The sequence below is a fragment of the Streptomyces sp. NPDC026538 genome (assembly GCF_055567535.1).
In genome coordinates, this window is record NZ_JBVHQG010000002.1 from 890,169 (window position 1) to 914,271 (window position 24,103).

The following is a 24,103-nucleotide window of genomic DNA, read 5'->3' on the forward strand; positions in this document are numbered from 1 at the left end:
TTTTCGACCACGGTCGCCGTGGTACAGGCCGTTGCGGGGAGAGTCTAGACCGCAAGTGTTTCAGCACTTTGGCGGCTGACTGGTCGTCTTCAGTCTGTGACCTGCCGCATCTCCTGGCTCGTCCCGTTCGCCGCGATCGCCCTGAGCGGCGCGCTGGTGCTGCGCGGCCGGGCGCCGCGCACCGACGCCGGGCGGGCCGCGCTGATGCTGTGGGGCGGCTGGTTCGTCCCGTACTTCCTGACCTTCTCCTCGATCATCCTGGCGTCCGGTCAGCCCGCCATCTCCATGGGCGGCCGGTCGGGCGGCGACAACGCGATGACCCTCGCCGAGCCCAAGAGCCCGGTGAAGTCGGGCACGCTGCACTACATCGTGGTCAGCAGCGGCGGCGGCCAGGGCACCGACTCCGAGATCGCGACCTGGGTGAAGAAGCACGGCAGCGCGGCGAGCGTCTACAGCGGCCTGTACCGGCTGGACGCGTCCGACGTGAGCTGATCGCACCACCGGCCGAGAGGCGGGCCGCTCCCGCCGGCCCGCCTCTCTCACGTTCCTGGGATCACGCGGCGACCGGCAGCCCCGCCGTCCGGAGCACGGCGTGCTCCGCGTCCACCACGAACACCTCGCAGCCCGGCCGTCGCGCCGCCCATTCGGCACCCTCCGTGCCCATCGCGAAGGCGGCGGTGGCCACGGCGTCGGCCTCCGTCAGGGTCGGAGCCACGACGGTGACGCTGAGCAGCCCGGTCGCCGGCCGGCCGGTACGTCCGTCGAGGATGTGGTCACCGCGCTCGTACCGCCCGGAGGTCGCGACCGCCCCGTCCGTGATCTCAAGGACGTTGCACAGTTGGCCGGCATGCTCGGGGTGCCGTATCCCGACCCGCCAGGGCCCGCCGGACGCCACCACGTCACCGCCGGCGTTCAGCACGAACCGCCGCGCTCCCGCCGCCGACAGCAGCTCCGCCGCCCGCTGCACCGACCAGCCCTTGACCACCGCGCACGGGTCGAGTCCCCGCCCCGGCAGCCGTGCGTCGAACGCGCCACCGGTGGCCACCCGGTACTCCTCGCACAGCGCGAGCACCTCGGCGAGGTCCGCGCTCACCTCGGTCTCGGAGAGTTCGCCCCGGTCGAGCCGGGAGACCTCGCTGTCCGGCCGGAACGGGCTGAACCGCTCGTCTACCTCGCGCAGCCAGGCGTAGACGGCGTCCACGGCGTTGCCGAAGTCCCCCTCGTCGTCCGTCCGCAGCGACACGGGGAACCCCATGACGTGTTCGACCCGGTGCATGATCAGCCCTTCGCGTCGATCGCGGCCTGCAGGGACTCCCGGTAACCGTCGCTGGTGATCGTCGCGCCGGAGACCGTGTCGATGTCCGCGCTCTGCGCCTTGAGCGTCTCGGAGATCAGCACCGGCACGGCCGCCGTCGTCTGCGGGTGGTCGGGCTGCTGGAGCATCTTCACCGCGGTGATCTTCTCGCCGTCGAAGGTCACCTGGACCTGGACGGGGCCCTTCTCGGTGTTGACGGTCGTGCCCTTGACGACCGTGCCCGAAGCGGCGTTCGCCGAGGTCGACGGGGTCGTGACGGGCTCGTTGGCGGAGGTCGTCGTACCGCCGATGGACGGCTCGTAGCGCCAGACGGGGATCAGGCCCGCGATGCTCAGGGCGACGACGGGTATGGCTCGCTTCACGGTGTCTCTCTCATCCCGCCAGGCTGAAACGCTCGAAGTGGATCTGCGGCTTGGGCACGCCCAGGTCTCCCAGGCTGCGCAGCACCGCGTTCATCATCGGCGGCGGCCCGCACAGGAAGACGTCCCGGTCGGCGATGTCCGGCACCAGTTGGGCCAGTTCGCGCGGCGCCAGCCTGTCAGGGACCGGCGGGCCCGTGACCAGGTGCAGTTCGGCGCCCTTGGCGACGGCGAGGTCGCGCAGTTCGTCGTAGAGGACGGCGTCCCGGTCGGTGGCGACGCGGTAGATGACGACCGCGTCGCCTTCGAGGTCCTCCAGGAGGGCGCGGATGGGGGTGACGCCGACGCCGCCCGCGATCAGCAGGGACTCGGACTTCCGGCGGTGCAGGGTGGTGAAGGCGCCGTAGGGGCCCTCGGCGAACACCCGGGTGCCGACCTTCAGGTGGCGCAGGGCGGCGCTGCCGTCACCGGCGGCCTTGGCGGTCAGGCGCAGGGTGCGGCCGTCGGGGGCGGCGGAGAGGGAGAAGGGGTTCGCCTGCCACCAGCGGTCCTTCGTCAGGAACCGCCACAGGAAGAACTGGCCTGCTCGTGCGCCGAGGTGGTCGAGGTCGCGGCCGGTGATGTAGACGGAGACCACGTTGTCCGACTCGGGGACGACGGCGGAGACGCGGAACTGGTGGCGTTGGTTGCGCCACAGCGGCAGGACCAGCCGGCCCAGGGCCACCGAGCCGAGCGCGACGCCCCACAGGGCGTACCAGTAGGCCGTGGCGGCGGACGACGCCGTGAACGTCGTACCGACCGCGACCTGGTGGCTGAAGGCGAGCACCACGGCCACGTAGGTGTAAAGGTGGATGAAGTGCCAGCTCTCGTAGGCGAGCCGGCGCCGGGCGTAGCGGGCCGAGACGGCGCCGATCACAAGGATGATGCCGAGCGCGACGACGGCGCGGAGCACGCCCTCGGTCGTCTCCGCGAGGTCGACGATCTCGCCGATCGGGCCGACGCCCGCGCCGTCGGCGTAGCCGAAGGCGATGAAGACGGCGTGCCCGAGCAGCGTCCACAGCAGGGCGAAGCCGGTCCAGCGGTGCCAGGAGGTCAGCCGGTCCATGCCGATCCGGCGGTCCAGCCAGGGCAGCCGGGCGACCAGTACCAGCTGGAAGGCCATGACCAGGGCGCCGTACAGGCCGAGGAAGCGGCCGATGACGATCAGGGCGTTGGAGGCGAAGCCCGCCTGGGCGAAGAAGAAGGCGACCAGGGCCGCGTTCACGGCGAGCACGGCGTACAGGCCCGTGCGGGCCACCACCCCGGGGCGTATCGCCGTGGGGGGCGCAGGGGGTGATTGGACGGTCGTCACGGGTCGGCAGCTCCTTGATCGGGTCCTGGGAATCGAGCTTCACCCGTGACTGCTGTCGTTTTCCTGTCGGACGACTTTCAACTGGTTATCGATGTGTTTTCGGTCTGGGCACGGGTCTGGCGTCCGCCACCGGGTAGCGCAGTATGAGCGGGTGGAAAAAGTACGACTCCTCGTCGTGGACGACGACCCGCCGATCGCCGACCTGGTCGCGACGGTCGCACGGTACGAGGGCTGGGAGGCGGTCACCGCGTACTCCGGTGAGGACGCGCTGGCCCGGGCCGCCGAGTTCCGGCCGGACATCGTCGTGCTCGACCTGATGCTGCCGGACGTGGACGGCTTCGGTGTCCTGGACCGGCTGCGGCGCTCCGGGACGATGGTGCCGGTGGTGTTCCTCACGGCCCGCGACGGGGTCGCCGACCGGGTCGCGGGGCTGACCCGGGGCGGGGACGACTACCTGGTCAAGCCGTTCGCGGTGGAGGAGCTGATGGCCCGGCTGCGCACGGTGCTGCGGCGCAGCGCGGGGCCCGGCTTCCAGCGCTCGGTCCTCCAGGTCGCCGACCTGACGATGGACGAGGACACCCGTGAGGTCCGGCGCGGCGAGCGGTTGTTCTCGCTGACCCCGACCGAGTTCGAGGTGCTGCGCTATCTGATGCGCAAGTCGCCGACCGTGCTCACCAAGGCGCAGATCCTGGACCATGTCTGGGAGTACGGGTTCGGCGGCCGCTCGAACGTGGTGGAGCTGGTGGTCAGCCGGCTGCGCCGCAAGCTGGACGAGGCCGGCGGGGAACCGCTGATCCACACCGTGCGCGGGTTCGGGTACGTGATACGGCAGCAGGCGGCGGAGTGACCGGCCGGCTGCGCCACTGGTACCGGGGCGGGCGCCGGTACCGGAACATGCGGCTGGGCACCCGGCTGGCGCTGGGGCTGGGCGCGCTGGCCCTGGTGGTGTTCGCGGTCGTCGGCACGGCCCTGACCACGTACATGCGGGACTACCTGTCGGCCCAGCTGGACGACCAGCTGGGGCTCGCCCAGACCGCCCAGTCGAAGAGCATCGAGCAGAACGGCACCCTGCGGGGCAAGAAGTACTACCGCTGGTACTACGCCGTGTACGACGTCTCGCACGGCTCGCCGGTGCTGCGCAAGCCGGAGGAGCGGGGCGACCTGCCCACGGACATCGGTGACCTCACGTCGGTCGCGAAGGCGCAGATCGCCGCGGGCACCGAGGTGCTGAGCACCCGGGACCTGACCGGGGAGGGCGAGTACCGGCTGCGCGGCTGCGAGGTGAAGCCGGGGGTGGTGCTGGTCAGCGGCGCGCCGATGGACAGCATCGACGACACGGTACGGCAGCTGGTCACGGTCCAGGTGGTGGCCTTCGGGCTGGCGCTGCTGGCCCTTGTGGTGTTCGGCCGCCGGCTGCTGCGGCACGGTCTCGAGCCGCTGAGCGACATGGCGCACACCGCCCATGGCATCGCCTCGCACAATCTGACGGAGTCGGCGGCCCGGCTGCCGCTGCGCGCGGCCAAGCGGGGCGGCGGACCCGAGGTCGAGGAGCTGCGTATCGCGTTCAACACGATGCTCGAGCACATCGACCGTTCCCTCGCCGTCCGCGCGGAGGCCGAGCAGCGGCTGCGCCGGTTCGTCGCGGACGCCTCGCACGAGCTGCGCACCCCGCTGATGTCGGTGCGCGGCTACGCCGACCTCTTCCAGTACGCGGCGGCCAACGCCCCCGAGGAACGCGACCGGCACCTGGCCCGGCTGCGCGCCGAGGCGGCCCGGATGGGCATCCTCCTCGACGACCTGCTGCTCCTGGCCCGGCTGGACGCGGCCGAGGTGGAGGCCCCGCTGCGGCTGGAGGACGCCGACCTGGCGGAGCTGGTGCGGGAGGCCGCGGACGCGTTCCGCGCGGCGCACGCCGACCATCCGCTGACGGTGACCGTCGGTCCGGACCCGGTCCCGCTGCGTCTGGACCCGGTCCGCATCCGCCAGGTGCTGGACAACCTCCTCACCAACGCGGCCGTCCACACGCCCACCGGCACACCGGTCGCGGTGACGGTCACCACGGCGCCCGGCTCGGCGACGGTGAGCGTCGCCGACCGTGGCCCCGGCATCCCGTCCGCCGACCGGGCCCGGGTCTTCGACCGCTTCTACCGCGTCGACAAGGCCCGCAGCCGCGACCGCGGCGGCAGCGGCCTCGGCCTGTCGGTGGCCCGGGCCCTGGTGGCGGCACACGGCGGCACCATCGGGCTGGGCGACGGCCCGGACGGCACGACCGTGTTCACACTGACGTTGCCCGGGTAGCCCACGGCGGCCCGGACCGGACAGCGGCGGCGGGCGGCGCAGCCGAGGCCCCGCATGGCCCGGCGCCCCCGTCCGGCGTCAACCACCGGACCCCGGGCGGTACTTGCCGCGACGCGGTCCTGCGGGCCGGCGTTGTCCCCGGGCCCACCGTCACAGGCCCGGTGCCCTCTCCTCCTCCGGGACGAAGGTGAACCCGCCCTGCCGGGGATGCGGGCGGGCCGCCAGGACCGCGACGTCGTCCTCGGCGTTGCGGGCGTCGAGGCGGGTGAGGATCGACTCCAGCAGGACGTCCACGCCGACGGCGGGGCTGAAGTGCAGGTCCGCGAGCCGGTTCAGGGAGCGGTCGATGTCCTCGCCACGGTGTTCCACCAGTCCGTCCGTGAAGAGGACGAGGGTGTGGCCGGGGTCGAACGGGTGGGTGGCCGATTCGTAGCCCCCGAAGCCCGTGCCGAGCGGCGGGCCCACCGGGACCGGCAGCAGGGAGGTCCGGCCCTGCCCGGTGATCAGGGCGGGCGGGAGATGGCCGGCGCTGGACAGGGTGACCTGACGGCGGCTCGGGTCGACGCGCACCAGCAGGCAGGTGGCGGGTCTTCGGTCCGCCTCGTCGGCTGCGATGGCGTCCATCTGGCGCAGTACCCGGTGCGGGGGCAGCTCGGAGGAGGCGATGTAGCGGAGCGAGGACCGGTAGGCGTTCATGTCGACGGCGGCTTCCAGGCCGTGGCCCATCACGTCGCCGACGACGAGCAGGGTACGGCCGAAGTGCAGCCGTACCGTCTCGCACCAGTCGCCGCCGACCAGCACCCGGCCGCCGGCCGGTAGATAGCGGATCGACACGTCCAGGTTGGGATGCGGTCGGCCGGGCTCGGACAGCAGGGCGCGCTGCAGGTCGCCGGCGGTGCGGTTGACGTGCTCGTACTCGCGGGCGTGCCGGATGTGGGAGGCCGCGCGTTCGGCCAGGAGGGCGAGCAGCTCGGCCTCCGCCCGGAGGAAGGCCATCCCCTCGCGGGCGCAGACCAGGACGCCGTAATGGTCGGAACCACTGGTCAGGGGCACGCACACGGCCGGACGGGTGCGGCTGCCGGCCGGGCGGGACAACCAGGGGTCCGCCCAGTGGTCGGCCGCCGGGGAGCCCGCCTCCCGGGCCACGGCCGTGACCCAGCGGGCGTCGGGCAGCATGTCGGCGTCGCCGGAGATCGCCTCGTAGCCGGAGACGGTCTCGCCCACCCGCCGCATCACGGCAGCCCCGCCGCCGGTCAGCCGTACCGCCGCCCGGGACAGTTCCGTGCAGGTCGTGGACTCGTCGAGGGTGGTGCCGATGCCGGCCGCGGCCGCCCGCAGCGCTCTGAAGGGCGTGGAGGGGTCGGCGCCCGCGAGGGGCCCGTCCGCTGCCCCCGGGCCGTCGGCGGACGCGGGTCCCCGGCGGGAGTGGAACCATCGCGCGACACCCAACACCCTCACAGAATGTCAAACAGCGCCCCAGGGGGCACCAGCCACCCGCGCCGCACGGCCTGCGGAGGAGGTGCGCCGGGGCGGCCTGAGTCCGGCCGCCGCGCCGTCGGCGGCGGCGCGCGCTCACCCCCGGGTAGTTCGGATCCGGTGTGCGAGCGGGCCACGGACGGATCCGCGCGCGGGCTCCCCGGGCCATGGACGCCTCCGGCGCGCGGGCCCGCCGGGACTCGGACGGCCCCAGCGGTCCGGCACACCGGTTACGCCCGAACGGCGCTGGACATGCCGACGACCGCGATGGACGAGACGACCGCGAAGGCCCGGTTCCTGAGGAGGTCCAGGCGCAGCAGCGGGGCGGCCGCCGGGTTCTCGGCGGCGACGAACAGGCCGAGGAAGAGAGCGGCCGGGCGGGGACGACCGTGCCGGGAACGCGACGAATGCAAGGCAGTTTCTTTACGTCGGTCAACAGACCGCACGAATCGGGCGCGCGGGCAACACCCTCACCTGATCTACCGCTGTCTCAGCTCTCGCCGGCGGTCAGCCGCAGCAGGATCGAGAGAAGTGCCGGTCCCTCAGCCGCCGACGAGGGCGACGAGCTTGATGAAGACCAGGTCGGGAACGGCGATGAGATGGATCGCCGGTGCTCGTGCCCCGTGGATCGCCGGAACTCGGTCCGCTGACGTTCCAGGAGGTCGACGAGCCAGCGGACGCGGTCGAGCGCGGCGGCCCTCACGTCGTCGAGGGAGTCGTTCCTACGGGATTCGGCCACCAAGGCGTCGTACAACATGGCGGGATGATGGCAGGGAGGACTGACAACACGACCAGCCCATGGATCCTCCCGACGTCAGGACTCCCGCACGGATCCAGCACCGGAAACAGCGACGGGGTCGACCCTGGCGAGAGCCGACCCCACTTGACCTGCGCTCAAATCCTCACGTCTCGTCCGGAGCCAACCGCAACGAGATCGAGTTGATGCAGTACCGCTGGTCGGTCGGGGTCGCGTACCCCTCACCCTCGAAGACGTGCCCGAGGTGCGAGCCGCACCGCGCACAGCGCACCTCGGTGCGCACCATCCCGTGCGTACGGTCCTCGATCAGCTCGACCGCGTCGGTGTCCTTCGGGTCGTAGAAGGACGGCCACCCGCAGTGGGACTCGAACTTCGTGGTGGAGGTGAACAGCTCCGCACCGCAGGCGCGACAGGAGTACACACCCTTGGTCTTGGTGTCGGTGTACTCACCGGTGAAGGCCGGCTCGGTCGCCGCCTGACGCAGCACGGCGTACTCGGCCGGCGTCAGCTCCGACCGCCACTGCTCGTCCGGCTTGTCGACGTCGTACGACATGACTCTCAGCCCCTTACTTCGCCAGGCGTTCCAGGATCTTCGGGCCCAGGTCGGTCACATCTCCCGCGCCCATGGTCAGAACCAGATCACCGGGCTTCGTCATTCCCGCGACCACGGCGGGGACCTCGTCCTTGTCGTGGACGGCGGTGACGTCGGCGCCCGCGGCCCGTGCCGCCTCGATGATCAGCTCGCTGGTGACCCCGGGGATGGGGTCCTCGCGGGCCGGGTAGATGTCGAGGACCACCGACGCGTCCGCGAGGGCCAGCGCGTCGCCCATCTCCTTGCCCAGCTCCTGGGTACGGGAGAACAGGTGCGGCTGGAAGACGACCAGGATCCGGGCGTCCCCGGCGGCGGCGCGCATGGCCTCCAGGTCGGCGGTCATCTCGGTGGGGTGGTGGGCGTAGGAGTCGATCACCTGGACGCCGGCCGCCTCGCCCTTGAGCTGGAGGCGGCGCTTGACGCCCGTGTACGCGGCGAGCGCGGGTGCCAGCTCGGCGGCCGGAACCCCGAGGGCCACGCCCGCGGCGAGCGCGGCGACGGCGTTGTGCGCGTAGTGGCGGCCGGGCACGGAGACCGTGAAGGTCAGCTCCGTCCCGTCCAGCACGACGGTGACCTCGCTCTTCAGCCCCTGCGGTACGACGGACAGCACCCGCACATCGGCATCGGCGGCGTCGCCGTAGGTCACCGTCCGGACCTTGCCGGCCAGCCGCCGGGTCAGCTCGCGCGCGCCCTCGTGATCGGCGTTGATCACCAGCGTGCCGCCGGGCACGATCCGGCCCGCGAAGGTCTCGAAGGACTCGTAGATCTCTTCCATCGAGGCGTAGTTGGCGTGGTGGTCGAGCTCCACGTTGAGGACGATGGCGACCTCGGGCGCGTACTTGTGGAAGCTGCGGTCCGATTCGTCCGCCTCGGCGACGAAGATCTCACCCTCGCCGTGCAGGGCGTTGGAGCCGGGGGCGTCCAGGTCGCCGCCGATGGCGTACGACGGCTCGCGGCTCAGCTCGGTCAGCGAGACGGCCAGCATCGAGGTGGTCGTGGTCTTGCCGTGGGTGCCCGCGACGGCGATCGGCCGCGCGCCGTCCATCAGGGCCGCGAGGGCGTCCGAGCGGTGCACCACGGGGATGCCCAGTTCGGCCGCGCGCGCCAGCTCGGGGTTGTCCTGGCGGATCGCCGACGACACGACGACACAGCTGGCGTCGTCGGCCAGGTGCCCGGCCGCGTGCCCGATGTGCACGGTGACGCCCAGCGCGCGCAGCGCCTCGACGGTGGCCGACTCCTTGGCGTCACTTCCGGCCACCTGGGCCCCACGCTGGGCGAGGATCTTGGCGATCCCCGACATCCCGGCGCCGCCGATCCCGATGAAGTGCGGTCGCTCCATGGCGGAAGGAAGGCCGGGTGCCATGTGTTTCTCCCAGAGACGGTGACGTGCGAAAGCGTGCCTAGCCTATGTGCTCGCACTCGCTTCACTCCGCAACGGGCGGCGTGCCCACCCACCCAGGGGCGCGGGGAACGGCGCGACCAGCCACCACACACCCGCACCCGCCGGCGAACCGCACCCGCACGGCGCCTAGGCCTTACTGTGCGAGAACAGCTTCAGCACCGGCACCCCCACCTTGTGCCGCGCCCGCGACGCCCAGTCCCGGTGGAAGAACTCCTCCACGTAGTGCGGATCGGTCAGCACGATCACCTCGTCCGCACCGACCTCTTCCACCACCGTCTTGAGCGCGTCCAGCGGGTGGTCCTCGACCATCCGCCCCTCGGCCGCGCTCCCCGCCGCCCGCAGGCCCGCCAGGGACACGTCGAGTGCCTGTTCGGCCGGTCCCTTCGCCGCGTCCCCCTCCGGCGTCTCCCGCTCGCGCGCGGCTTCGTCCAGTTCGCCGAGCGCGATGTCGTCGATGGCCCGCAGCAGGCGGTCCGCCTGGTCGCCGCGCGGCTGGAGCAGCACATGGAAGGAGACCTGCTCGTCCCCGTGCAAGGTGGTGACGAACTCCACGTCCGCGGACGTCAGGGCCTTCTCGATCATCAGAACGCTTGTGAACACCAGGCGCCTCTTCTCCTGAGAGGGCCGCTCGGGCCCTCTGTCCTCCCTGGGCCTAGCCAGCCCTGCGGAAACCATCCTGCCCCGTGATCGCACGGGTACTGCTGCCGGATTCAGTGTGCCCGCCGGAAGCTAAGCGGAACGGTAGATTCCGCCGAATTCAGGACCGCTGGTAGCGGCTGAACAGGAATCCGGCCTCCTCCAGCAAGGACACTAGTTCGAAACGTCGGGGCACGGTGACACCGGGGCCCCCGGAAATGCGCTGCGCCGCCCCCGCCGTGAGCATCGGGGACATCGTCAGGCACAGCTCGTCGAGGACATCGGCGGCGACGAACTGCCCGAGCAGCCGGGGCCCGCCCTCGGTGAGCAGCCGGGTGTGGCCGAGACCGGCGAGGGCGCCGACCGCGCGGGCGGGGTCGACCCCGACGCCGTCACCGGCGACCACCACCCGGGCGCCGGCCTGCTCGGCGGCGGCGACGCGGTCAGGGGCGGCCGCCGCGCCGGTGAGGACCAGGGTGGGGACGAGGGGCGAGGTGAACAGCGGGAGCGAGAAGTCGAGGTCCAGGCTCGCGGTGACGACGGCCACCGCGGGGGCCGCGCTCTGCCCCGCCGCCGCCCGGGCCCCGGCGAACTCCGCACGCGCGCGGGCCGGCCGGTACCCCTCCTGCCGTACCGTTTCCGCGCCCACGACCACGACGTCCGCGAGCGCCCGCAGGGTGCCGAAGACCCGCATGTCGGCGTCGCTGGAGATGGGCTGCGACCGTCCGTCGTGCTGGGCGGCGCCGTCGAGCGTGGACACCATGTTGGCCCGCAGCCAGACCTCTCGCCCCGCGGGATAGCCATAGGCGAGCGCAAGCTCGGCGAGACTCCACTCCCCCTCGGCCGGTCCGCCGGAGGCCGGGGCCGCTGTCTCTTCGGTCACAGGGAACAGGCGTCGCATGTCGTGCAGTGTGGCACGGCAACTACCATGGACCACCGTGTCGTCTTCTCCCGCCGCTTCCGAGGTCAGCCCCATAGCCGACGCGGCCCCGCTGTCCCTCTGCGCCCGCTCGCCGCACGTCCCCGCGGACCGGCTGGTCGCCGAGATGGTGCCGCCGCCCCGCTTCGACTCGGTCCGCTTCGCGACCTACATACCGGACCCGAACCAGCCGAGCCAGACCGAGGCCGTGCGCGTCCTCGAGGGCTTCGCGGCCGGTCTCGGCGGAGCGCACGCGGCGGCCGGCGGCAAGCGCGGCTTCTTCGGATTCGGGAAGGCCAAGGCACCGAAGATCCCGGCCGGACCCCGCGGGGTCTACCTGGACGGCGGCTACGGCGTCGGCAAGACCCACCTGCTCGCCTCGCTCTGGCACGCCACCCCGGCCGAGCCCGCGCTGAAGGCGTTCGGCACCTTCGTCGAGCTGACCAACCTGGTCGGCGCGCTCGGCTTCCAGCAGACCGTGCAGACCCTCTCCGGCCACCGTCTGCTCTGCATCGACGAGTTCGAGCTGGACGACCCCGGCGACACGGTCCTGGTATCGACGCTGCTGGGGCGCCTGGTCGACGCGGGTGTCGCGCTCGCCGCCACCTCCAACACCCTGCCGGGCAAGCTCGGCGAGGGCCGGTTCGCCGCGGCCGACTTCCTGCGGGAGATCCAGGGCCTGTCGGCCCACTTCCGCGCCCTGCGCATCGACGGCGAGGACTACCGCCACCGCGGCCTGCCCGAGGCGCCGGCGCCGTTCTCCGAGGAACTGGTGACCAAGGCGGCGTACGCCACCCAGGGCGCCTCGCTCGACGACTTCCCGCAGCTCCTGGACCACCTGGCCAAGGTGCACCCCAGCCGGTACGGCGCGCTGACCGACGGCGTGACGGCGGTCTGCCTCACCGATGTGCGGCCGGTGCCGGACCAGTCGACCGCGCTGCGGCTGGTGGTCCTCGCGGACCGGCTCTACGACCGTGAGATCCCGGTCCTGGCCTCCGGGCTGCCGTTCGACAGGCTGTTCAGCGAGGAGATGCTGAACGGCGGCTACCGGAAGAAGTACTTCCGGGCGATATCCCGGCTCACCGCCCTGGCCCGGGACGCCAAGGGGCTCGTCGCCGCCGGATAGCCCCCTATTCGATCAAGATCGCCGGGTCAAGAGCTCGATCGAGCCACCCCACCGGCATTTTTCACGCTCTCTTCGGTTCGCAACACCGAGTTAACCCTGCAAACGACTTTGCAGGGTTAACGTGTTTCTTGACCAACCATTGACCTGTGCTTGGTGCACACAAGAGGCGCGAACTGCCGCGAGGGGGGCTCATGTTCCGTGGTACGACGGCCCGGGCCGTGTTCTCGCTCCTGGCCGCCGCCCTGCTCGCCGTCCAGTTCTTCGCGCCCGCGGCAACATTCGCAGCCGCGCACACAGCCAGTCATGCAGAGGCCAAGGCCGAGCCCGGTCTGCAGCCCTCGACGAAGGTCGTGCGCGACGGCTCGCACACCCTCCGCGACCACGGCCTCTGCGGGGAGCCCCCCAGCCCGCCGCAGAGCGCCGACCGCCATCGCACCGCCACCGCCGGCTGGGCCGACGACCGTCCGCCCACCGCCCGGCACACCCAGGCGATACCGGCCTCGGCGGCCCCTGCGGGCCGCCATCAGCGCACGTCAAGAGCGTCCAGAGCCCACTCGCCGGCCGCGCTGCAGGTCTTCCGCTGCTGAGCGACGGGTTCTGCCCCGGCTCGTCACCCCCACAACCGTCGTGCAAGCCCGACGCGCCGCTCCGGCGCGCCAGGAGGAGTCCACACATCATGCAGCCCCTCATCGACAACGCCCGTACGTTCGGACAGCGCCCTGAGGAGTTCGCCAAGCTCGCCGCAGGCCAGTCCCCGCAGGTGCTGTTCATCACCTGCTCCGACTCCCGGGTCGTCCCGGCCCTGATCACCGGCGCCCGCCCGGGCGAGCTCTTCGAGCTGCGCACCGCGGGCAACATCGTCCCCCCGTACGCCTCGGAGCACCCCACCGGCGAGGCGGCCACCATCGAATACGCCGTGGAGGTGCTCGGCGTCCGCGACATCGTCGTCTGCGGGCACTCGCACTGCGGCGCCGTCGGCGCGCTGGTGCGCGGCGACGACCTGACCGCCGTACCCGCCGTACGGGACTGGCTGGCCCGTGCCGAGCCGCGCCCGACCGGGGCCGTCGAGGACCCGGCCGTCGCCGAGGGCGTGCAGAGACATGTGCTCGCCCAGCTGCTGCGGCTGCGCTCCTACCCGTTCATCGACAGGAAGCTGGCGCAGGACGAACTGACCCTGCGCGGCTGGTACTACGAGGTCCACACCGGTGCCGTGCGCGAACACCGTGCCGCCACCGACGCGTTCGAGACCCTGTGAGCGTCGCGATGACCAAGTTCCCTTACATAAAGCAGGACTTCACCGCCTCTCTCGTCGTCTTCCTGGTCGCGCTCCCGCTGTGCGTGGGCGTGGCCGTCGCCTCCGGTGTGCCGGCCGAACTCGGCCTGGTCACCGGCATCGTGGGCGGTCTCGTCACCGGGATGCTGCGGGGCAGCAGCCTTCAGGTGTCGGGGCCGGCCGCCGGTCTGACCGTGCTCGTCTTCGAGGCGGTGCAGGAGTTCGGGCTGCCGGTGCTCGGCGTGATCGTGCTCGTCACCGGCGTGCTCCAGATCGCCATGGGTGTGTTGAGGCTGGGCCGCTACTTCCGGGCCATCTCGGTCTCGGTGGTCGAGGGCATGCTGGCCGGAATCGGTCTGGTCCTGATCGCCGGTCAGCTGTATCCGGCGCTCGCCGCCAAGGCCCCCGAGTCGGGGCCCGGGAAGATAGCCGGACTGCCCGGGGCGTTCGCGGACGCCCTCGGGGACGGGGAGGCGCTGGCCTCGCTCGCCCTCGGTGCGGGCACCGTCGCGGTCCTGGTGCTGTGGAAGTACCTCCCGGCGAAGGTGCGGACGGTTCCGGGCCCCCTGGCCGCCGTCGGCCTCGCCGCCCTGGCCGCGTTCCTGCTGAGCCTCCCGGTCGCCACCGTCGAGGTGCACGGACTGCTGGACTCCGTCCAGCCGCCGCCGCTGAGCGCCTTCGGCGAACTGGCGGGCCTCGGCGTGATCGGCACGATCGTCGCGTTCACGCTGATCGCGTCCGCCGAGTCGCTGTTCAGCGCGGCGGCCGTGGACCGACTGCACAACGGTCCGCGCACCAAGTACAACCAGGAGCTGATCGCTCAGGGCGCGGGCAACGCGCTCTGCGGGGTGCTCGGCGCGCTGCCGATGACCGCGGTGATCGTGCGCAGCGCGGCCAATGTGCAGGCGGGCGCCAGGACGAAGGCGTCCCGGGTGCTGCACGGCGTCTGGCTGCTGCTGTTCGCCGCGCTGCTGCCGGGAGTCCTCGGCCACATACCGATCCCGGCGCTCGCCGGAATCCTGGTCTATTCGGGCGCCAAGCTCATCCCCGTGCGGGCGCTGGCCGTCCTGTGGCGCGAGCACCGGGGCGAGGCGCTGATCCTGGTCGTCACCGCGGTGTCGATCGTCGCGGTCAGCATGTTCGAGGGCGTGCTCATCGGACTGGCCCTGTCGATCGTCAAGACCGCCTGGGAGGCCTCGCACATCAAGCTGGAGGTGATCGACAAGGGCGCGGGCCCGATCGACGCGCACCTCTCGGGCAACGCGACCTTCCTGCGGCTGCCCAAGATCCTCGACAGTCTGGAGGCACTGCCCCAGGACCGCCCGATCCGGGTGGATCTGTCCGGTCTGCATCATCTCGACCACGCCTGCCGGACCGCGCTGGAGGGCTGGGCCGAGCGGCACAGCGACGCCGGCACCGAACCGGTGCAGGTCACGGCCGCCTCGGCCGGGACCACCCGGGTCACGGCCGTCTGAACCGACGGCCGCTTCCGGGCCGGGTTGCCGACGCCCCTCGGCATCCCGGCCCGGACCTGCTCCCGGCGACCGTGGCCCCGAACGGGCTGCCGGGCATATCGTTGCAGCATCAGACATACCGGACCTCTCTGGCTGGGGGTCGTGATGGTTCAGGAGCTGCTGGTCGCGGTGGTGGCGGCGCTCTGCGTCGGTGCGCTGTATCTGGCCGCGGCGGCGCGGGTCGTCAAGCAGTACGAACAAGGGGTGCTGTTCCGGCTCGGCCGGGTCACCGGTGGCGTACGACAGCCCGGATTCAATCTGGTGATCCCGTTCGCGGACCGGCTGCACAAGGTCAACATGCAGATCGTCACGCTGCCGGTTCCCGCCCAGGAGGGCATCACCCGCGACAACGTCACCGTGCGCGTGGACGCGGTCGTCTACTTCCGGGTGGTCGACGCGGTGAGCGCGCTGGTCAAGGTCGAGGACTACAAGTTCGCCGTCTCGCAGATGGCCCAGACCTCGCTGCGGTCCATCATCGGCAAGAGCGACCTGGACGACCTGCTCTCCAACCGTGAGCAGCTCAACCAGGGCCTGGAGCTGATGATCGACAGTCCGGCCGTGGGCTGGGGCGTCCAGGTGGACCGGGTCGAGATCAAGGACGTGTCGCTGCCGGACACGATGAAGCGCTCGATGGCCCGCCAGGCCGAGGCCGACCGGGAGCGCCGGGCCCGGATCATCAACGCCGACGCCGAGTTCCAGGCCTCGAAGAAGCTGGCCGAGGCGGCCCAGCAGATGGAGAAGACCCCGACAGCCCTGCAGCTGCGGCTGCTCCAGACGATCGTGGCGGTGGCGGCCGAGAAGAACTCCACTTTGGTGCTGCCCTTCCCGGTGGAGCTGCTGCGCTTCCTGGAGCGGGCCCAGCAGCCCACGCCGAACGGCGGCGCACCGTACGTTCCCTCCGATCTAGCCGGGCTCGCCGAACTCTCGGAACCCTCCGAACCCGGACACCCGGACCCCGGCGAAAGGCGTGCCCGTGCCGAGGAGGCACCCGAAGCGTACGGACGACAGCGACCGCGCTCCGCGTGACCTGCTCCGGCTCCCGGTGGGCGAGCGCGCCGGCCTGGACGCCCGGCCGGCCGACGCCCGCCCCGCGGGACCCGACGACAAGGCGGCCGCGCGCACCGCGACGGCCGAGCTGAGCGAGCGCCTGGCCGGTCTCCAGGAACGACCGTGGGCGGCGGGCACGGCCGGCGACCGCGCGATCGGCCGCCTTCTCCTGGAGCACCTGGAGGAGCTCGACCCGCGCTACCCGAAGGCAGACTTCGACGTGGCGGAGTGCCGGGAACGGCCGCTGAGGACACGGTGAGGGGACAGCCGCCGCCCGGGTGACCCCCGCGGCCCGGGCGCCGCGCCACCCAGAAAAACCGGACAATCCGACCTACGTTCATAGGGTGATCCGATCAGTCCGCCGTCTTACCGGTATGACCGTCGCCTGCGTCGCCCTGAGCGCCGCGCTCGCGGCCTGCGGCACCGCCCAGGCCCCCCACACCGGCCGCGCCGGCCACCCGGCCCCCGCCCGGCCGGCCCCCGCCGCCAAGCCGCCCACGCTCCCTGCGGGCCCCGGCGGCCAGGCACCCGTCTTCTCCAACGGTCCGCGCACCCTGGGCAAGACCGTCGCCCTGACCTTCGACGCCGACATGACCGCCGACCAGGGGCCTCGCGCGGCCGCCGGCGAGCACTTCGACAACCCCGCGCTGATCGCGACCCTGCGCCGGCTGAAGGTGCCGGCCACGGTCTTCATGACCGGCCGCTGGGCCGACGAGTACCCGGACCAGGCCCGCTCCCTCGGCCGCGACCCGCAGTTCGAGGTGGCCAACCACTCCTACAGCCACTACGCGTTCACCGGCGACTGCTACGGCCTGCCGACCGTCTCCGCCGCGAACATGAAGCCGGACGTGCAGCGCGCCTACGCCGCACTGCTCAGGGCGGGCGTGCCGCATCCGATGCCGTACTTCCGCTTTCCCGGCGGCTGCTACGACCAACAGGCACTGCGCGCGGTCGGCTCGCTCGGGGTCACCGCGGTGCAGTGGGACGTGGTGAGCGGCGACGCGTTCGCGACCGACGCCGACGCCGTGACCAAGCAGGTGCTGGACGGGGTGAAGCCCGGCTCCGTGGTCGTCATGCACTGCACGCGCAGCGCCGCCCCGACCACCGAGCGGGTGGTCCGCAGCGTGGTACCGGAGCTGCGCAAGCGGGGCTTCCGGTTCGTGAAGGTGTCCGAGCTGATCGGCGAGACGCCCGGTCATCGCTGACCGTCCTACGCTGGAGACATGAGCGACGAGGGCTACTGCACGATCTCCGAGGCCGCCAAGCCGCCGACGGCGGACGGTCCGCCGTACGCCGAGTGCGTGCTGTGCCGGGAGCCGACCGAGTACCCGGCGTCCTACAAGGGCATCACGATGTGTCCGCGGTGCGAGTGGCAGGAGGCGCAGCGGACCGCCTGCTCAGGATGAGCGGCGGCCGTTGAGGACGCAGGCCGCGGTGAAGGCCGCGGCGGTGAGCAGGGCCGCCGCGGCCAGGGGCAGGGGTGACACCGGGACCCGGCCGGACTCCGAGCCGGAGACCAGACCGGTGATCGCGGCGTGCGCCGGAGAGCCCGCGACCACCACCGCGAGCAGCGCGGCGAGCAGCATCGTGGGCACCGCCCGGCCCGGTGAGCGCAGCAGCGGCCGGTTGGTGAGCGCGCCGACGGCACTGCCGAGCAGCGCGCAGGCGAGGGTCGCGAGCAGACCGGCGGCTCCGGCCCCCAGGGGTGGTACGGCGAGCCGGTGGTCGTTGGTGGCGTGCCGGCTGATCACCGTCACGGTCAGGGTCGCCGCCGTGCCGAGCAGGGCGGCGGCGGCGAGGGCGGTGAGCAGGGCGGCCAGATGGACCCTGGCCGGGCCCCGCGCCGCCGTGACACAGGCGCGGGCGGCCGACGGTTCTCCCGTGACACAGATCCGTACCAGCCAGGCGGCCACCGGCAGCAGTGCGGCGGCCGTGTAGCCGAGCGAGTCCAGCACCGGCTGACCGCTCTGCACACCCACGCCCAGGAACACGGCGTACAGGATCACCGGTGGCAGCCAGCGCTGGGAGCGCAGGAGGAGTGCGGTCTGGTAGCGCAGGAGTGCGGTCATGAGCGGGCTTTCTCGTCCGGTGGGACGTCCGAGGGGCTGACGGTGACCACGTGCCACGGCGGGTGGGCCGTGAGAAGGGCACGCAGCACCAGGTCCGAGTGGGACGCGGGAACCGTAAGACGGTAGGTGCCGGGGGCCGGTTCCTCGGCGGAAGCAGCCGTGCGGGTCGCTTCGGCGGGGAGGCGGCCGCCGGCGGGGCCCCGGACGGTGACGACGGTGTGCGGACCGACGGGTGAGGTCACCTGTGCGGCACGGGGTCTGAGGGTGCCGTCGACGACCTGGTAGGTCGCGTCGGGGGCGCCCGCGAGGCGCCGGGGATCGTGATCGACGAAGACGACGGCGCCCCCGGCCGCGGTCCGCTCGGCGACGGCCCGTTCCAGCTCCGCGCGGGCCTCGGCGTCCAGGCCGGTCCAGGCCTCGTCGAGGACGAGCAGCCGGGGGTCGGCGAGCAGGGCCTGGGCGACCGCGACCTTCTGGCTGGTGCCCTTGGAGAGCTGGGCCATGGGTGTCGCCGCGTAGGCCGCGGCGCCGAACCGCTCCAGCCAGTCCGCCGCGCGGGCGGCGGCCGACCTGCGCGAGAGGCCGTGGACGGTACCGAGGTGGGTGAGGTAGCCGGAGGGGGTGAAGGGGAGGGCCGAGGGGAAGCGCTCGGGCACGTACGCGGTGCGGGGGCGGCCGGTGATACGGCCCTCGGTGGGAATGTCTATGCCGGCGACGATGCGAAGCAGGGTGGACTTGCCGGTGCCGTTCGCTCCTTCCACGCGGGTGAGGGTGCCGGGGGTGATGGTGAGGTCGATGCCTCGTAATACCCAGGGGCCGCGTATGCCGTAGCGGCGGCCTACGCGGGCCAGTTCAAGATCACGGTGCATGCCGACATTGTCGTGCCGGGAGGGGGCAGGCGGTGCGCATCGCTGCGGGGTGCCGGTCGTATGTGGCTGGTCGCGCAGTTCCCCGCGCCCCTTAAGGTTGGTGCGGTGAGCGCTCCTTTTCAGGTCTCGGCCAACAGTCGGGACGAAGCACCCCAGTTCGTACTGCCTCTTGTCGTGCGGATCGAGAAGGCGGCTCCACCCGCCCGCACCGACGCTCTCGAAACCGCCGCGCGGGCCGTGCTGAGCATGCTCGGTGATCCGCGCTCCCTTGGGGACGGGGAATGGGCTCAGTCGATGCGGGACTGGGAGGACGCTCGGATCCGTAAGGTCGTGCGGCGGGCCCGGGGGGCCGAGTGGCGGCGGGCCGGGGAGCTCCCCGGGATCACTCTCACGGGGAAGTCCGCCGAGGTACGGGTGTTTCCGCCGGTCCCCCTGGACGGGTGGCCCAAGGAGCTCGCGAAGTTGCAGGTGTCCGGGACGGAATTGGACGATCCCGAGCCGCCCGCCGACGCCGACCGGGCGCAGGCCGTGCTGTGGCTGAACCCGGAGCTGGAGATGTCGGCGGGGAAGGCGATGGCGCAGGCCGGGCACGGGGCCCAACTGGCCTGGTGGGCACTGTCGGAGGAGGAGCGGGAGGCCTGGCGCGGGGCCGGGTTCCCGCTCGCCGTGCGGACCGCCGATCCGGCCGAGTGGCGTGAACTGACGGACAGCGGGCTGCCGTTGGTGCGGGACGCCGGGTTCACCGAGATCGCGCCGGGCAGTTGCACCGTGGTCGCGGACCATCCCGTACTGCGCTGACCTGGGATTTTTTGAATACCCTGACGAACTTTGCCGTTTGTTTGAACACCGCCGCCGTCCCACCCGTACGTCCGGTCACTGAACCAGCGACACGGGGAGGCATCCCTTGCGGCGTTTCAACGGTACGGCCATGATCCTGACGGCCCTCGCCGCCACACTCGGCGTGCTCGCCTATCCCGTGTGGTCGTACGCCGACCGCTCCGGCACCGGGCAGGCGAACCTGGCGGCGGGGACCGTGGCCACCCAGTGGGGTCCGCTGTCCGCCTCGGACCGCGATCTGATCGTGCGGGTCCGGCTGGCCGGGCTCTGGGAGCTGCCGGCCGGACAGCAGGCCGTCGAGCGGGCGCCGAGTGCGGAGATCAAGGAGGCCGGGGACCATCTGATCGTCGGCCACACCGACCTGGACCGGCGGGTCCGGATCATCGCGGCGCAGCTGGGCGTCGAACTGCCCAACGTGCCCAACGAGCAGCAGCAGGGCTGGCTCCAGGAGATGTCGGCGGCCACCGGCGCGGAGTACGAGTACAAGTTCGTGAACCTGCTGCGCGCCGCGCACGGCAAGATCTTCCCGGCGATCGGGACGGTACGGAACACCACCCGCAACAGCCTGGTGCGGCAGCTGGCCTCGGACGCCAACCAGACCGTGCTGGACCACATCACGATCCTGGAGAAGACCGGGAAGGTCGACTTCGAGGCGATCGCCAACGAGATCGCCGGCTCCACCACGGCGAGCCCGACCGGTCCGGCGGTGCCGGCGCCGGGAGTGGTGGTGCCCTCCGCTCCGGCCGCGCAGGCCAGCGGTGGCGTGCGGGGCACGTCCCGGCCCTCGCCCGGCGCGCCGGGCACGGTGAACACCGCACGCCCGGACCCGGTGGACTCGCTGGGCGTGCTCGGCGGATAGCCGGTTCGGCTCCCCGGAGCGCGGACCCGAACCTCAAATGTTGCTCTGAAGCGGCAGGCAACGAGGTTGGCGGACGCGCTCCGGGGCCATACCCCCGTCATTCGGATGAGGAGGGGGCGGCCATGACCGTGGAGAGGCTGGGAACGGGCATCGGCTGGCGGCCGGAGATCGCGGACGCCGTGGAGTGCATGCCCGGCATCGACTGGGTCGAGGTCGTGGCCGAGAACACCTGCCCGGGTCACCTCCCCGAGTCGCTGCGGCGGCTGCGCGAGCGCGGGGTGACGGTCGTACCGCACGGTGTCTCCCTGGGCCTCGGCGGCGCGGACCGCCCGGAGGAGCACCGTCTTTCGGCGCTCGCCGAGCGGGCGGAGGCGCTGGGCTCCCCTCTCGTCACCGAGCACATCGCGTTCGTCCGCGCGGGCGGCCCGCTGACGGCCTCGCCGCTTCTGGAGGCTGGCCACCTGCTTCCCGTGCCGCGCACCCGGGACGCGCTCGACGTCCTCTGCGAGAACGTCCGCATCGCGCAGGACTCGCTGCCCGTGCCGCTCGCCGTCGAGAACATCGCCGCGCTCATCTGCTGGCCGGGCGAGGAGATGACCGAGGGACAGTTCCTGTACGACCTCGTCGACCGCACCGGGGTACGGCTGCTGATCGATGTGGCGAACCTGCACACCAACCGCGTCAACCGGGGCGAGGACCCCGCCAAGGCGCTCGCCGAACTCCCCGTCGAGGCCATCGCCTACGTCCATGTCGCGGGCGGCTTCGAGCGGGACGGCGTCTGGCACGACAGCCACGCCCACCCGGTACCCCCGGAGGTCCTGGACGTCCTGACCGACCTCGCGTCCCGGGTCACACCGCCGGGAGTGCTGCTGGAGCGGGACGAGAACTTCCCCGAACCGGCCGAACTGGAGCGGGAGCTGGCGGCGATCCGCGGGGCGGTGGCGGCGGGGGGCGCGGACACCGGCCGCCGGTTCGACGCCTCGGCGCGGCCGACCGCGCCCGAGGTGACCGACGCCACCCGGCAACGTGTCGGGCTCGCACAGACCGCGGTGCTGTCGTCCCTGGTCGCGGGGACACCCGTACCGGAGGGGTTCGACCGGCTGCGGATGGGGGTGCAGGCGCGGGCACTGGCGTCGAAGCGGGCGGACGTGGTGGCGAAGGTGGCCCCGGAACTGCCGGAGATCCTGGGGGCGGGGTATCGGCCGGCGTTCCTGGCGTATGCGCTGGAGCGGCCGATGACCGGGGGTTACCGGCGGGACGCCCTGGACTTCGCGGGACGCCTGCTGGGCGACGGCGGGGCGGGAGACAGGACGTCCCAGCGCCGGCTGGAAAAGTGGTGGCGGGACCGAGCGGGCGCGACGCCCCGGCGGTCGGCTGCCCGAAGGGCGTTGCAGCGGCGAGGCTAGGGGGAGGCGCGGCCGGGGGGCCACTTGCCGGCGTCGGCCAGGGTGCCGCATCGGTCGGATGTCGGGTGCGGGGCCGTGTGTGGCTGGTCGCGCGGTTCCCCGCGCCCCTGACAGGGCGCTGTTCAGCCGTGTCCTGCATAGCCACGGAGCCGCATGGCCGTGGGCACTCGTGCCGCACCCGACATCCGGCCCAGACCCCCACCAACCCCTCGTCCCGGCCCCCACACCGCGCCCTCGGTAATATGCCAAGCCCGCACGGCGAAGCCCCAGCCGTGCGGTGCAGGAGGCATCATGCGCGCGCGTTCCCGACCCCCCGTCCAAGGCCGAGGCATATTCTCCGGCACTGGGCTGATCATCACCTGTCTCGGGGCGACCCTCGCCGCCCTGGTCTTCCCGATCTGGTCGTACGCCGACCGTTCGGACCCGACCGGCACGGTGAACGTGCTGAGCGCCCGGACCGTGTCGACCCGCTACGGCCCGCTGTCCGCCCTCGACCGGGACTTCATCGTCAAGGTGCGGCTCGCCGGGCTCTGGGAGCTGCCGGCCGGGGAGATGGCGGAGCGGAAGGGCACCACCCAGGCCGTACGGGCCGCGGGCCACCACCTCGTCGACGGTCACGCCGCCCTCGACGCACACGTCCGCAGCGTCGCCGCCCAGCTCGGCGTGCCGATTCCCAACCAGCCCAACGACCAGCAGCGACAGTGGCTCGCCACGCTGACCGAGGCGCAGGGGCAGGACTTCGACCGGCAGTTCGCGAATATCGCGCGGCTGGCCCACGGCCGGGTCTTCTCGGTCGTCGCCCAGGTCCGCGCCGGCACCCAGAACACCCTGGTCCGCGATCTCGCCGACGACGCCAACACCACCGTCCTGGACCACATCAAGGTCCTGGAGGCCACCGGCTACGTCGACTTCGCCGCCCTCGCACAGCAGTTGGCGGTCACCCCCTCGCCCGCCGCCTCGCCGCCGGTCTTCGCGCCGAGCGACGCGATCCCGGTCCTACCGTCACCGGTGCCGGCCCCGCCGTCGGCCTCGACATACCCGCTGCCGCCCGCCGCCTCCAGTCCCCCGCCGCCCGACAGCCCCTGACCTGCACGGGAAACGGAACGTCACGTACCGACAACACTCGGTCCGGAATGTGAACAGGGCATGGCGTTTCCCAAGCCCCTGGCATAGAAACGCGTCATGTTCTGGGTCCTTCTCCTGCTCCTGGCCTGGGCCGTCGCCGGCACCGCCTGCACTCGGCTGTGCCTGGCCGCCGTACGCACGGCGGCGACCGACACGGACACCGGCCGGGGACACGATCTGACGCTGTACGAGGCCGCGTTCCTGTCCGGCGGGCCCGCGCGGGTCGCCGATCTGACCATGGTGTCCATGGCCCGCCAACAGCGACTGCTGCTCGCCCACACCGGCTGGGCGACCGTCGTGGACCCGCTCGCGCGGGACGAGATGGAGCGCTCGGTGATAGGTGCCATCGGGCCGGAGGGGCAGTCGCGGATAGCGCCGGTGCGCTCGGCGGCGGCCGGCGCGGACGCCGTGCGGAGTCTGGGCGAGGGGCTGGTGCGGGCCGGGCTCGCGGTGCCGGACGTGGCGGCGCGTACGACGGTCGCGTCGGGCGTGCGCCAGGTCCGGGCCGCCGCACTCGCCGTGTTCGGGCTGGCGGTGGCCGCCCTGGTGCTGCCCGCCCCGACCGAGATGCCCCGCGACCTGGTCGCCGTGTGGTTCGCGCTGCCCCTCACGCTGACGCTGAGCTGCCTGGCCATCGCCCGCGTCGAGGTGCACCCGTACGCGCGCTGGGCGTCCCCGGCGGGGCAGCGGCTGCTGGGCGTACTGCACCGGCGGGCGAACCGGGCGGCCGACGACCACTCGCTGCTCGCCTCGGTCGCCGTCCGCGGTATCCGCGCGATCGGCGAACCGGAGCTGCGTGCGGCCTTCGCACACCGGGACCAGCTCCCGCGGGAGTGAGCGGGGGCGTATAGGGGCATTGGCGCCGACACCGGC

The 24,103-nt window shown here is 72.3% G+C and carries 27 protein-coding genes and 1 pseudogene; 16 read left to right on the forward strand and 12 right to left on the reverse strand.

The annotated features are described in order from the left end of the window. Window positions 1–105: 105 nt before the first annotated feature. Window positions 106–492, forward strand: a pseudogene (locus ACZ4N4_RS10965) (mannosyltransferase YkcB-related protein); the annotation flags it as partial. Between the two features lie 61 nt (window positions 493–553). Here ACZ4N4_RS10965 and ACZ4N4_RS10970 read toward each other — a convergent pair. The 3 genes from ACZ4N4_RS10970 to ACZ4N4_RS10980 are packed head-to-tail and all read right to left on the reverse strand — an operon-like array spanning window position 554 to window position 3,025. Continuing rightward, window positions 554–1,276 carry an FAD:protein FMN transferase gene (locus tag ACZ4N4_RS10970; protein WP_467586839.1) on the reverse strand — a complete coding sequence of 241 codons (723 nt, stop codon included), beginning with the start codon at window positions 1,274–1,276 and terminating at the stop codon, window positions 554–556. Between the two features lie 2 nt (window positions 1,277–1,278). After that, window positions 1,279–1,677: an FMN-binding protein gene (locus tag ACZ4N4_RS10975; RefSeq protein ID WP_467586841.1), complete on the reverse strand. Its 399-nt coding sequence runs from the start codon at window positions 1,675–1,677 to the stop codon at window positions 1,279–1,281. Between the two features lie 10 nt (window positions 1,678–1,687). Then, window positions 1,688–3,025 (reverse strand): ferredoxin reductase family protein, encoded by a 1,338-nt coding sequence (locus ACZ4N4_RS10980; protein WP_467586844.1) that lies wholly within the window; start codon window positions 3,023–3,025, stop codon window positions 1,688–1,690. A 91-nt stretch (window positions 3,026–3,116) separates the two neighbouring features. Here ACZ4N4_RS10980 and ACZ4N4_RS10985 point away from each other — a divergent pair, with 91 nt between their 5' ends. Further along, a complete protein-coding gene (locus ACZ4N4_RS10985; RefSeq protein WP_467586847.1) occupies window positions 3,117–3,872 on the forward strand; it encodes a response regulator transcription factor in 756 nt (251 codons plus the stop codon). 47 nt (window positions 3,873–3,919) lie between these two features. Beyond that, window positions 3,920–5,323 (forward strand): sensor histidine kinase, encoded by a 1,404-nt coding sequence (locus ACZ4N4_RS10990; protein ID WP_453566631.1) that lies wholly within the window; start codon window positions 3,920–3,922, stop codon window positions 5,321–5,323. 150 nt (window positions 5,324–5,473) lie between these two features. Here the strand turns inward: ACZ4N4_RS10990 and ACZ4N4_RS10995 are convergent, their stop codons facing one another. The 7 genes from ACZ4N4_RS10995 to ACZ4N4_RS11025 form a co-directional block, all read right to left on the reverse strand. Continuing rightward, the gene (locus tag ACZ4N4_RS10995; RefSeq protein WP_467586850.1) at window positions 5,474–6,775 is read right to left on the reverse strand and encodes a PP2C family protein-serine/threonine phosphatase; all 1,302 of its coding nucleotides are present in this window, start codon (window positions 6,773–6,775) and stop codon (window positions 5,474–5,476) included. Window positions 6,776–7,029: 254 nt separating this feature from the next. Beyond that, window positions 7,030–7,212 (reverse strand): hypothetical protein, encoded by a 183-nt coding sequence (locus ACZ4N4_RS11000; RefSeq protein ID WP_467586853.1) that lies wholly within the window; start codon window positions 7,210–7,212, stop codon window positions 7,030–7,032. A 77-nt stretch (window positions 7,213–7,289) separates the two neighbouring features. Further along, window positions 7,290–7,556 carry a hypothetical protein gene (locus tag ACZ4N4_RS11005; protein ID WP_467586856.1) on the reverse strand — a complete coding sequence of 89 codons (267 nt, stop codon included), beginning with the start codon at window positions 7,554–7,556 and terminating at the stop codon, window positions 7,290–7,292. Between the two features lie 145 nt (window positions 7,557–7,701). Continuing rightward, window positions 7,702–8,109: a peptide-methionine (R)-S-oxide reductase MsrB gene (gene msrB / locus ACZ4N4_RS11010; RefSeq protein WP_360475941.1), complete on the reverse strand. Its 408-nt coding sequence runs from the start codon at window positions 8,107–8,109 to the stop codon at window positions 7,702–7,704. Window positions 8,110–8,122: 13 nt separating this feature from the next. Next, window positions 8,123–9,511: a UDP-N-acetylmuramate--L-alanine ligase gene (murC, locus tag ACZ4N4_RS11015; RefSeq protein WP_467586859.1), complete on the reverse strand. Its 1,389-nt coding sequence runs from the start codon at window positions 9,509–9,511 to the stop codon at window positions 8,123–8,125. 165 nt (window positions 9,512–9,676) lie between these two features. After that, window positions 9,677–10,150, reverse strand: a complete 474-nt coding sequence (locus ACZ4N4_RS11020) for an indole-3-glycerol phosphate synthase (protein ID WP_450764962.1) — start codon at window positions 10,148–10,150, stop codon at window positions 9,677–9,679. A gap of 157 nt (window positions 10,151–10,307) precedes the next feature. Continuing rightward, window positions 10,308–11,087, reverse strand: a complete 780-nt coding sequence (locus ACZ4N4_RS11025) for a pyrimidine reductase family protein (RefSeq protein WP_453566275.1) — start codon at window positions 11,085–11,087, stop codon at window positions 10,308–10,310. A gap of 37 nt (window positions 11,088–11,124) precedes the next feature. Between ACZ4N4_RS11025 and zapE the strand changes: the two genes are divergently transcribed. The 8 genes from zapE (at window position 11,125) to ACZ4N4_RS11065 (ending at window position 17,471) form a co-directional block, all read left to right on the forward strand. Continuing rightward, complete coding sequence (gene zapE / locus ACZ4N4_RS11030; RefSeq protein ID WP_450764958.1) at window positions 11,125–12,231, forward strand: cell division protein ZapE; 1,107 nt, start codon at window positions 11,125–11,127, stop codon at window positions 12,229–12,231. A 191-nt stretch (window positions 12,232–12,422) separates the two neighbouring features. Then, window positions 12,423–12,818: a hypothetical protein gene (locus ACZ4N4_RS11035; RefSeq protein WP_467586862.1), complete on the forward strand. Its 396-nt coding sequence runs from the start codon at window positions 12,423–12,425 to the stop codon at window positions 12,816–12,818. A gap of 89 nt (window positions 12,819–12,907) precedes the next feature. After that, entirely contained in the window at window positions 12,908–13,486 is a 579-nt protein-coding gene (locus ACZ4N4_RS11040) for a carbonic anhydrase (RefSeq protein ID WP_467586865.1), read from the forward strand. A gap of 8 nt (window positions 13,487–13,494) precedes the next feature. Further along, a complete protein-coding gene (locus tag ACZ4N4_RS11045) occupies window positions 13,495–14,979 on the forward strand; it encodes a SulP family inorganic anion transporter (RefSeq protein ID WP_467586868.1) in 1,485 nt (494 codons plus the stop codon). A gap of 144 nt (window positions 14,980–15,123) precedes the next feature. Next, window positions 15,124–16,044 carry a slipin family protein gene (locus ACZ4N4_RS11050; protein ID WP_467586870.1) on the forward strand — a complete coding sequence of 307 codons (921 nt, stop codon included), beginning with the start codon at window positions 15,124–15,126 and terminating at the stop codon, window positions 16,042–16,044. Between the two features lie 16 nt (window positions 16,045–16,060). Next, entirely contained in the window at window positions 16,061–16,324 is a 264-nt protein-coding gene (locus ACZ4N4_RS11055; protein WP_467586873.1) for a hypothetical protein, read from the forward strand. Between the two features lie 115 nt (window positions 16,325–16,439). Then, on the forward strand, window positions 16,440–17,270 hold the full coding sequence (locus tag ACZ4N4_RS11060) for a polysaccharide deacetylase family protein (RefSeq protein ID WP_467586875.1): 831 nt from the start codon (window positions 16,440–16,442) through the stop codon (window positions 17,268–17,270). Window positions 17,271–17,288: 18 nt separating this feature from the next. Then, on the forward strand, window positions 17,289–17,471 hold the full coding sequence (locus ACZ4N4_RS11065) for a hypothetical protein (RefSeq protein ID WP_453566258.1): 183 nt from the start codon (window positions 17,289–17,291) through the stop codon (window positions 17,469–17,471). On the opposite strand, the gene ACZ4N4_RS11070 is transcribed toward ACZ4N4_RS11065, so the two are convergent. Both ACZ4N4_RS11070 and ACZ4N4_RS11075 read right to left on the reverse strand, forming a co-directional pair. After that, window positions 17,463–18,134, reverse strand: a complete 672-nt coding sequence (locus ACZ4N4_RS11070; protein WP_467586878.1) for an ABC transporter — start codon at window positions 18,132–18,134, stop codon at window positions 17,463–17,465. The genes ACZ4N4_RS11065 and ACZ4N4_RS11070 overlap by 9 nt on opposite strands. Next, complete coding sequence (locus ACZ4N4_RS11075; RefSeq protein ID WP_467586881.1) at window positions 18,131–19,003, reverse strand: ABC transporter ATP-binding protein; 873 nt, start codon at window positions 19,001–19,003, stop codon at window positions 18,131–18,133. The genes ACZ4N4_RS11070 and ACZ4N4_RS11075 overlap by 4 nt, the downstream gene beginning before the upstream one ends. Window positions 19,004–19,108: 105 nt before the next feature. Here ACZ4N4_RS11075 and ACZ4N4_RS11080 point away from each other — a divergent pair, with 105 nt between their 5' ends. The 5 genes from ACZ4N4_RS11080 to ACZ4N4_RS11100 all read left to right on the forward strand — a co-directional run bounded on the left by ACZ4N4_RS11080 (window position 19,109) and on the right by ACZ4N4_RS11100 (window position 24,067). Next, a complete protein-coding gene (locus ACZ4N4_RS11080) occupies window positions 19,109–19,801 on the forward strand; it encodes a peptidyl-tRNA hydrolase (RefSeq protein ID WP_467586883.1) in 693 nt (230 codons plus the stop codon). Between the two features lie 130 nt (window positions 19,802–19,931). Beyond that, complete coding sequence (locus ACZ4N4_RS11085; RefSeq protein WP_467586886.1) at window positions 19,932–20,699, forward strand: DUF4142 domain-containing protein; 768 nt, start codon at window positions 19,932–19,934, stop codon at window positions 20,697–20,699. 128 nt (window positions 20,700–20,827) lie between these two features. After that, window positions 20,828–22,105 carry an MbnB/TglH/ChrH family RiPP precursor modification enzyme gene (locus tag ACZ4N4_RS11090; protein WP_467587690.1) on the forward strand — a complete coding sequence of 426 codons (1,278 nt, stop codon included), beginning with the start codon at window positions 20,828–20,830 and terminating at the stop codon, window positions 22,103–22,105. A gap of 291 nt (window positions 22,106–22,396) precedes the next feature. Next, window positions 22,397–23,191, forward strand: coding sequence for a DUF4142 domain-containing protein (locus tag ACZ4N4_RS11095; RefSeq protein WP_467586888.1), 795 nt, complete (start codon window positions 22,397–22,399; stop codon window positions 23,189–23,191). A 96-nt stretch (window positions 23,192–23,287) separates the two neighbouring features. Beyond that, on the forward strand, window positions 23,288–24,067 hold the full coding sequence (locus tag ACZ4N4_RS11100; protein WP_467586891.1) for a TIGR04222 domain-containing membrane protein: 780 nt from the start codon (window positions 23,288–23,290) through the stop codon (window positions 24,065–24,067). Window positions 24,068–24,103 lie beyond the last annotated feature (36 nt).

Coding starts and splice junctions, on each gene's coding strand:
- ACZ4N4_RS11025 (WP_453566275.1), bottom strand. CDS start 11,087: ATGCGACGCCTGTTCCCTGTGACCGAAGAGACAGCGGCCCCGGCCTCC.
- ACZ4N4_RS11040 (WP_467586865.1), top strand. CDS start 12,908: ATGCAGCCCCTCATCGACAACGCCCGTACGTTCGGACAGCGCCCTGAG.
- ACZ4N4_RS11070 (WP_467586878.1), bottom strand. CDS start 18,134: ATGACCGCACTCCTGCGCTACCAGACCGCACTCCTCCTGCGCTCCCAG.
- ACZ4N4_RS10985 (WP_467586847.1), top strand. CDS start 3,117: ATGTGTTTTCGGTCTGGGCACGGGTCTGGCGTCCGCCACCGGGTAGCG.
- ACZ4N4_RS11005 (WP_467586856.1), bottom strand. CDS start 7,556: ATGTTGTACGACGCCTTGGTGGCCGAATCCCGTAGGAACGACTCCCTC.
- ACZ4N4_RS10990 (WP_453566631.1), top strand. CDS start 3,920: ATGCGGCTGGGCACCCGGCTGGCGCTGGGGCTGGGCGCGCTGGCCCTG.
- msrB (WP_360475941.1), bottom strand. CDS start 8,109: ATGTCGTACGACGTCGACAAGCCGGACGAGCAGTGGCGGTCGGAGCTG.
- ACZ4N4_RS11045 (WP_467586868.1), top strand. CDS start 13,495: ATGACCAAGTTCCCTTACATAAAGCAGGACTTCACCGCCTCTCTCGTC.
- ACZ4N4_RS11050 (WP_467586870.1), top strand. CDS start 15,124: ATGGTTCAGGAGCTGCTGGTCGCGGTGGTGGCGGCGCTCTGCGTCGGT.
- ACZ4N4_RS11060 (WP_467586875.1), top strand. CDS start 16,440: ATGACCGTCGCCTGCGTCGCCCTGAGCGCCGCGCTCGCGGCCTGCGGC.
- ACZ4N4_RS11095 (WP_467586888.1), top strand. CDS start 22,397: ATGCGCGCGCGTTCCCGACCCCCCGTCCAAGGCCGAGGCATATTCTCC.
- ACZ4N4_RS11075 (WP_467586881.1), bottom strand. CDS start 19,003: ATGCACCGTGATCTTGAACTGGCCCGCGTAGGCCGCCGCTACGGCATA.
- ACZ4N4_RS10970 (WP_467586839.1), bottom strand. CDS start 1,276: ATGCACCGGGTCGAACACGTCATGGGGTTCCCCGTGTCGCTGCGGACG.
- murC (WP_467586859.1), bottom strand. CDS start 9,511: ATGGCACCCGGCCTTCCTTCCGCCATGGAGCGACCGCACTTCATCGGG.
- ACZ4N4_RS11065 (WP_453566258.1), top strand. CDS start 17,289: ATGAGCGACGAGGGCTACTGCACGATCTCCGAGGCCGCCAAGCCGCCG.
- ACZ4N4_RS11100 (WP_467586891.1), top strand. CDS start 23,288: ATGTTCTGGGTCCTTCTCCTGCTCCTGGCCTGGGCCGTCGCCGGCACC.
- ACZ4N4_RS11035 (WP_467586862.1), top strand. CDS start 12,423: ATGTTCCGTGGTACGACGGCCCGGGCCGTGTTCTCGCTCCTGGCCGCC.
- ACZ4N4_RS11085 (WP_467586886.1), top strand. CDS start 19,932: ATGATCCTGACGGCCCTCGCCGCCACACTCGGCGTGCTCGCCTATCCC.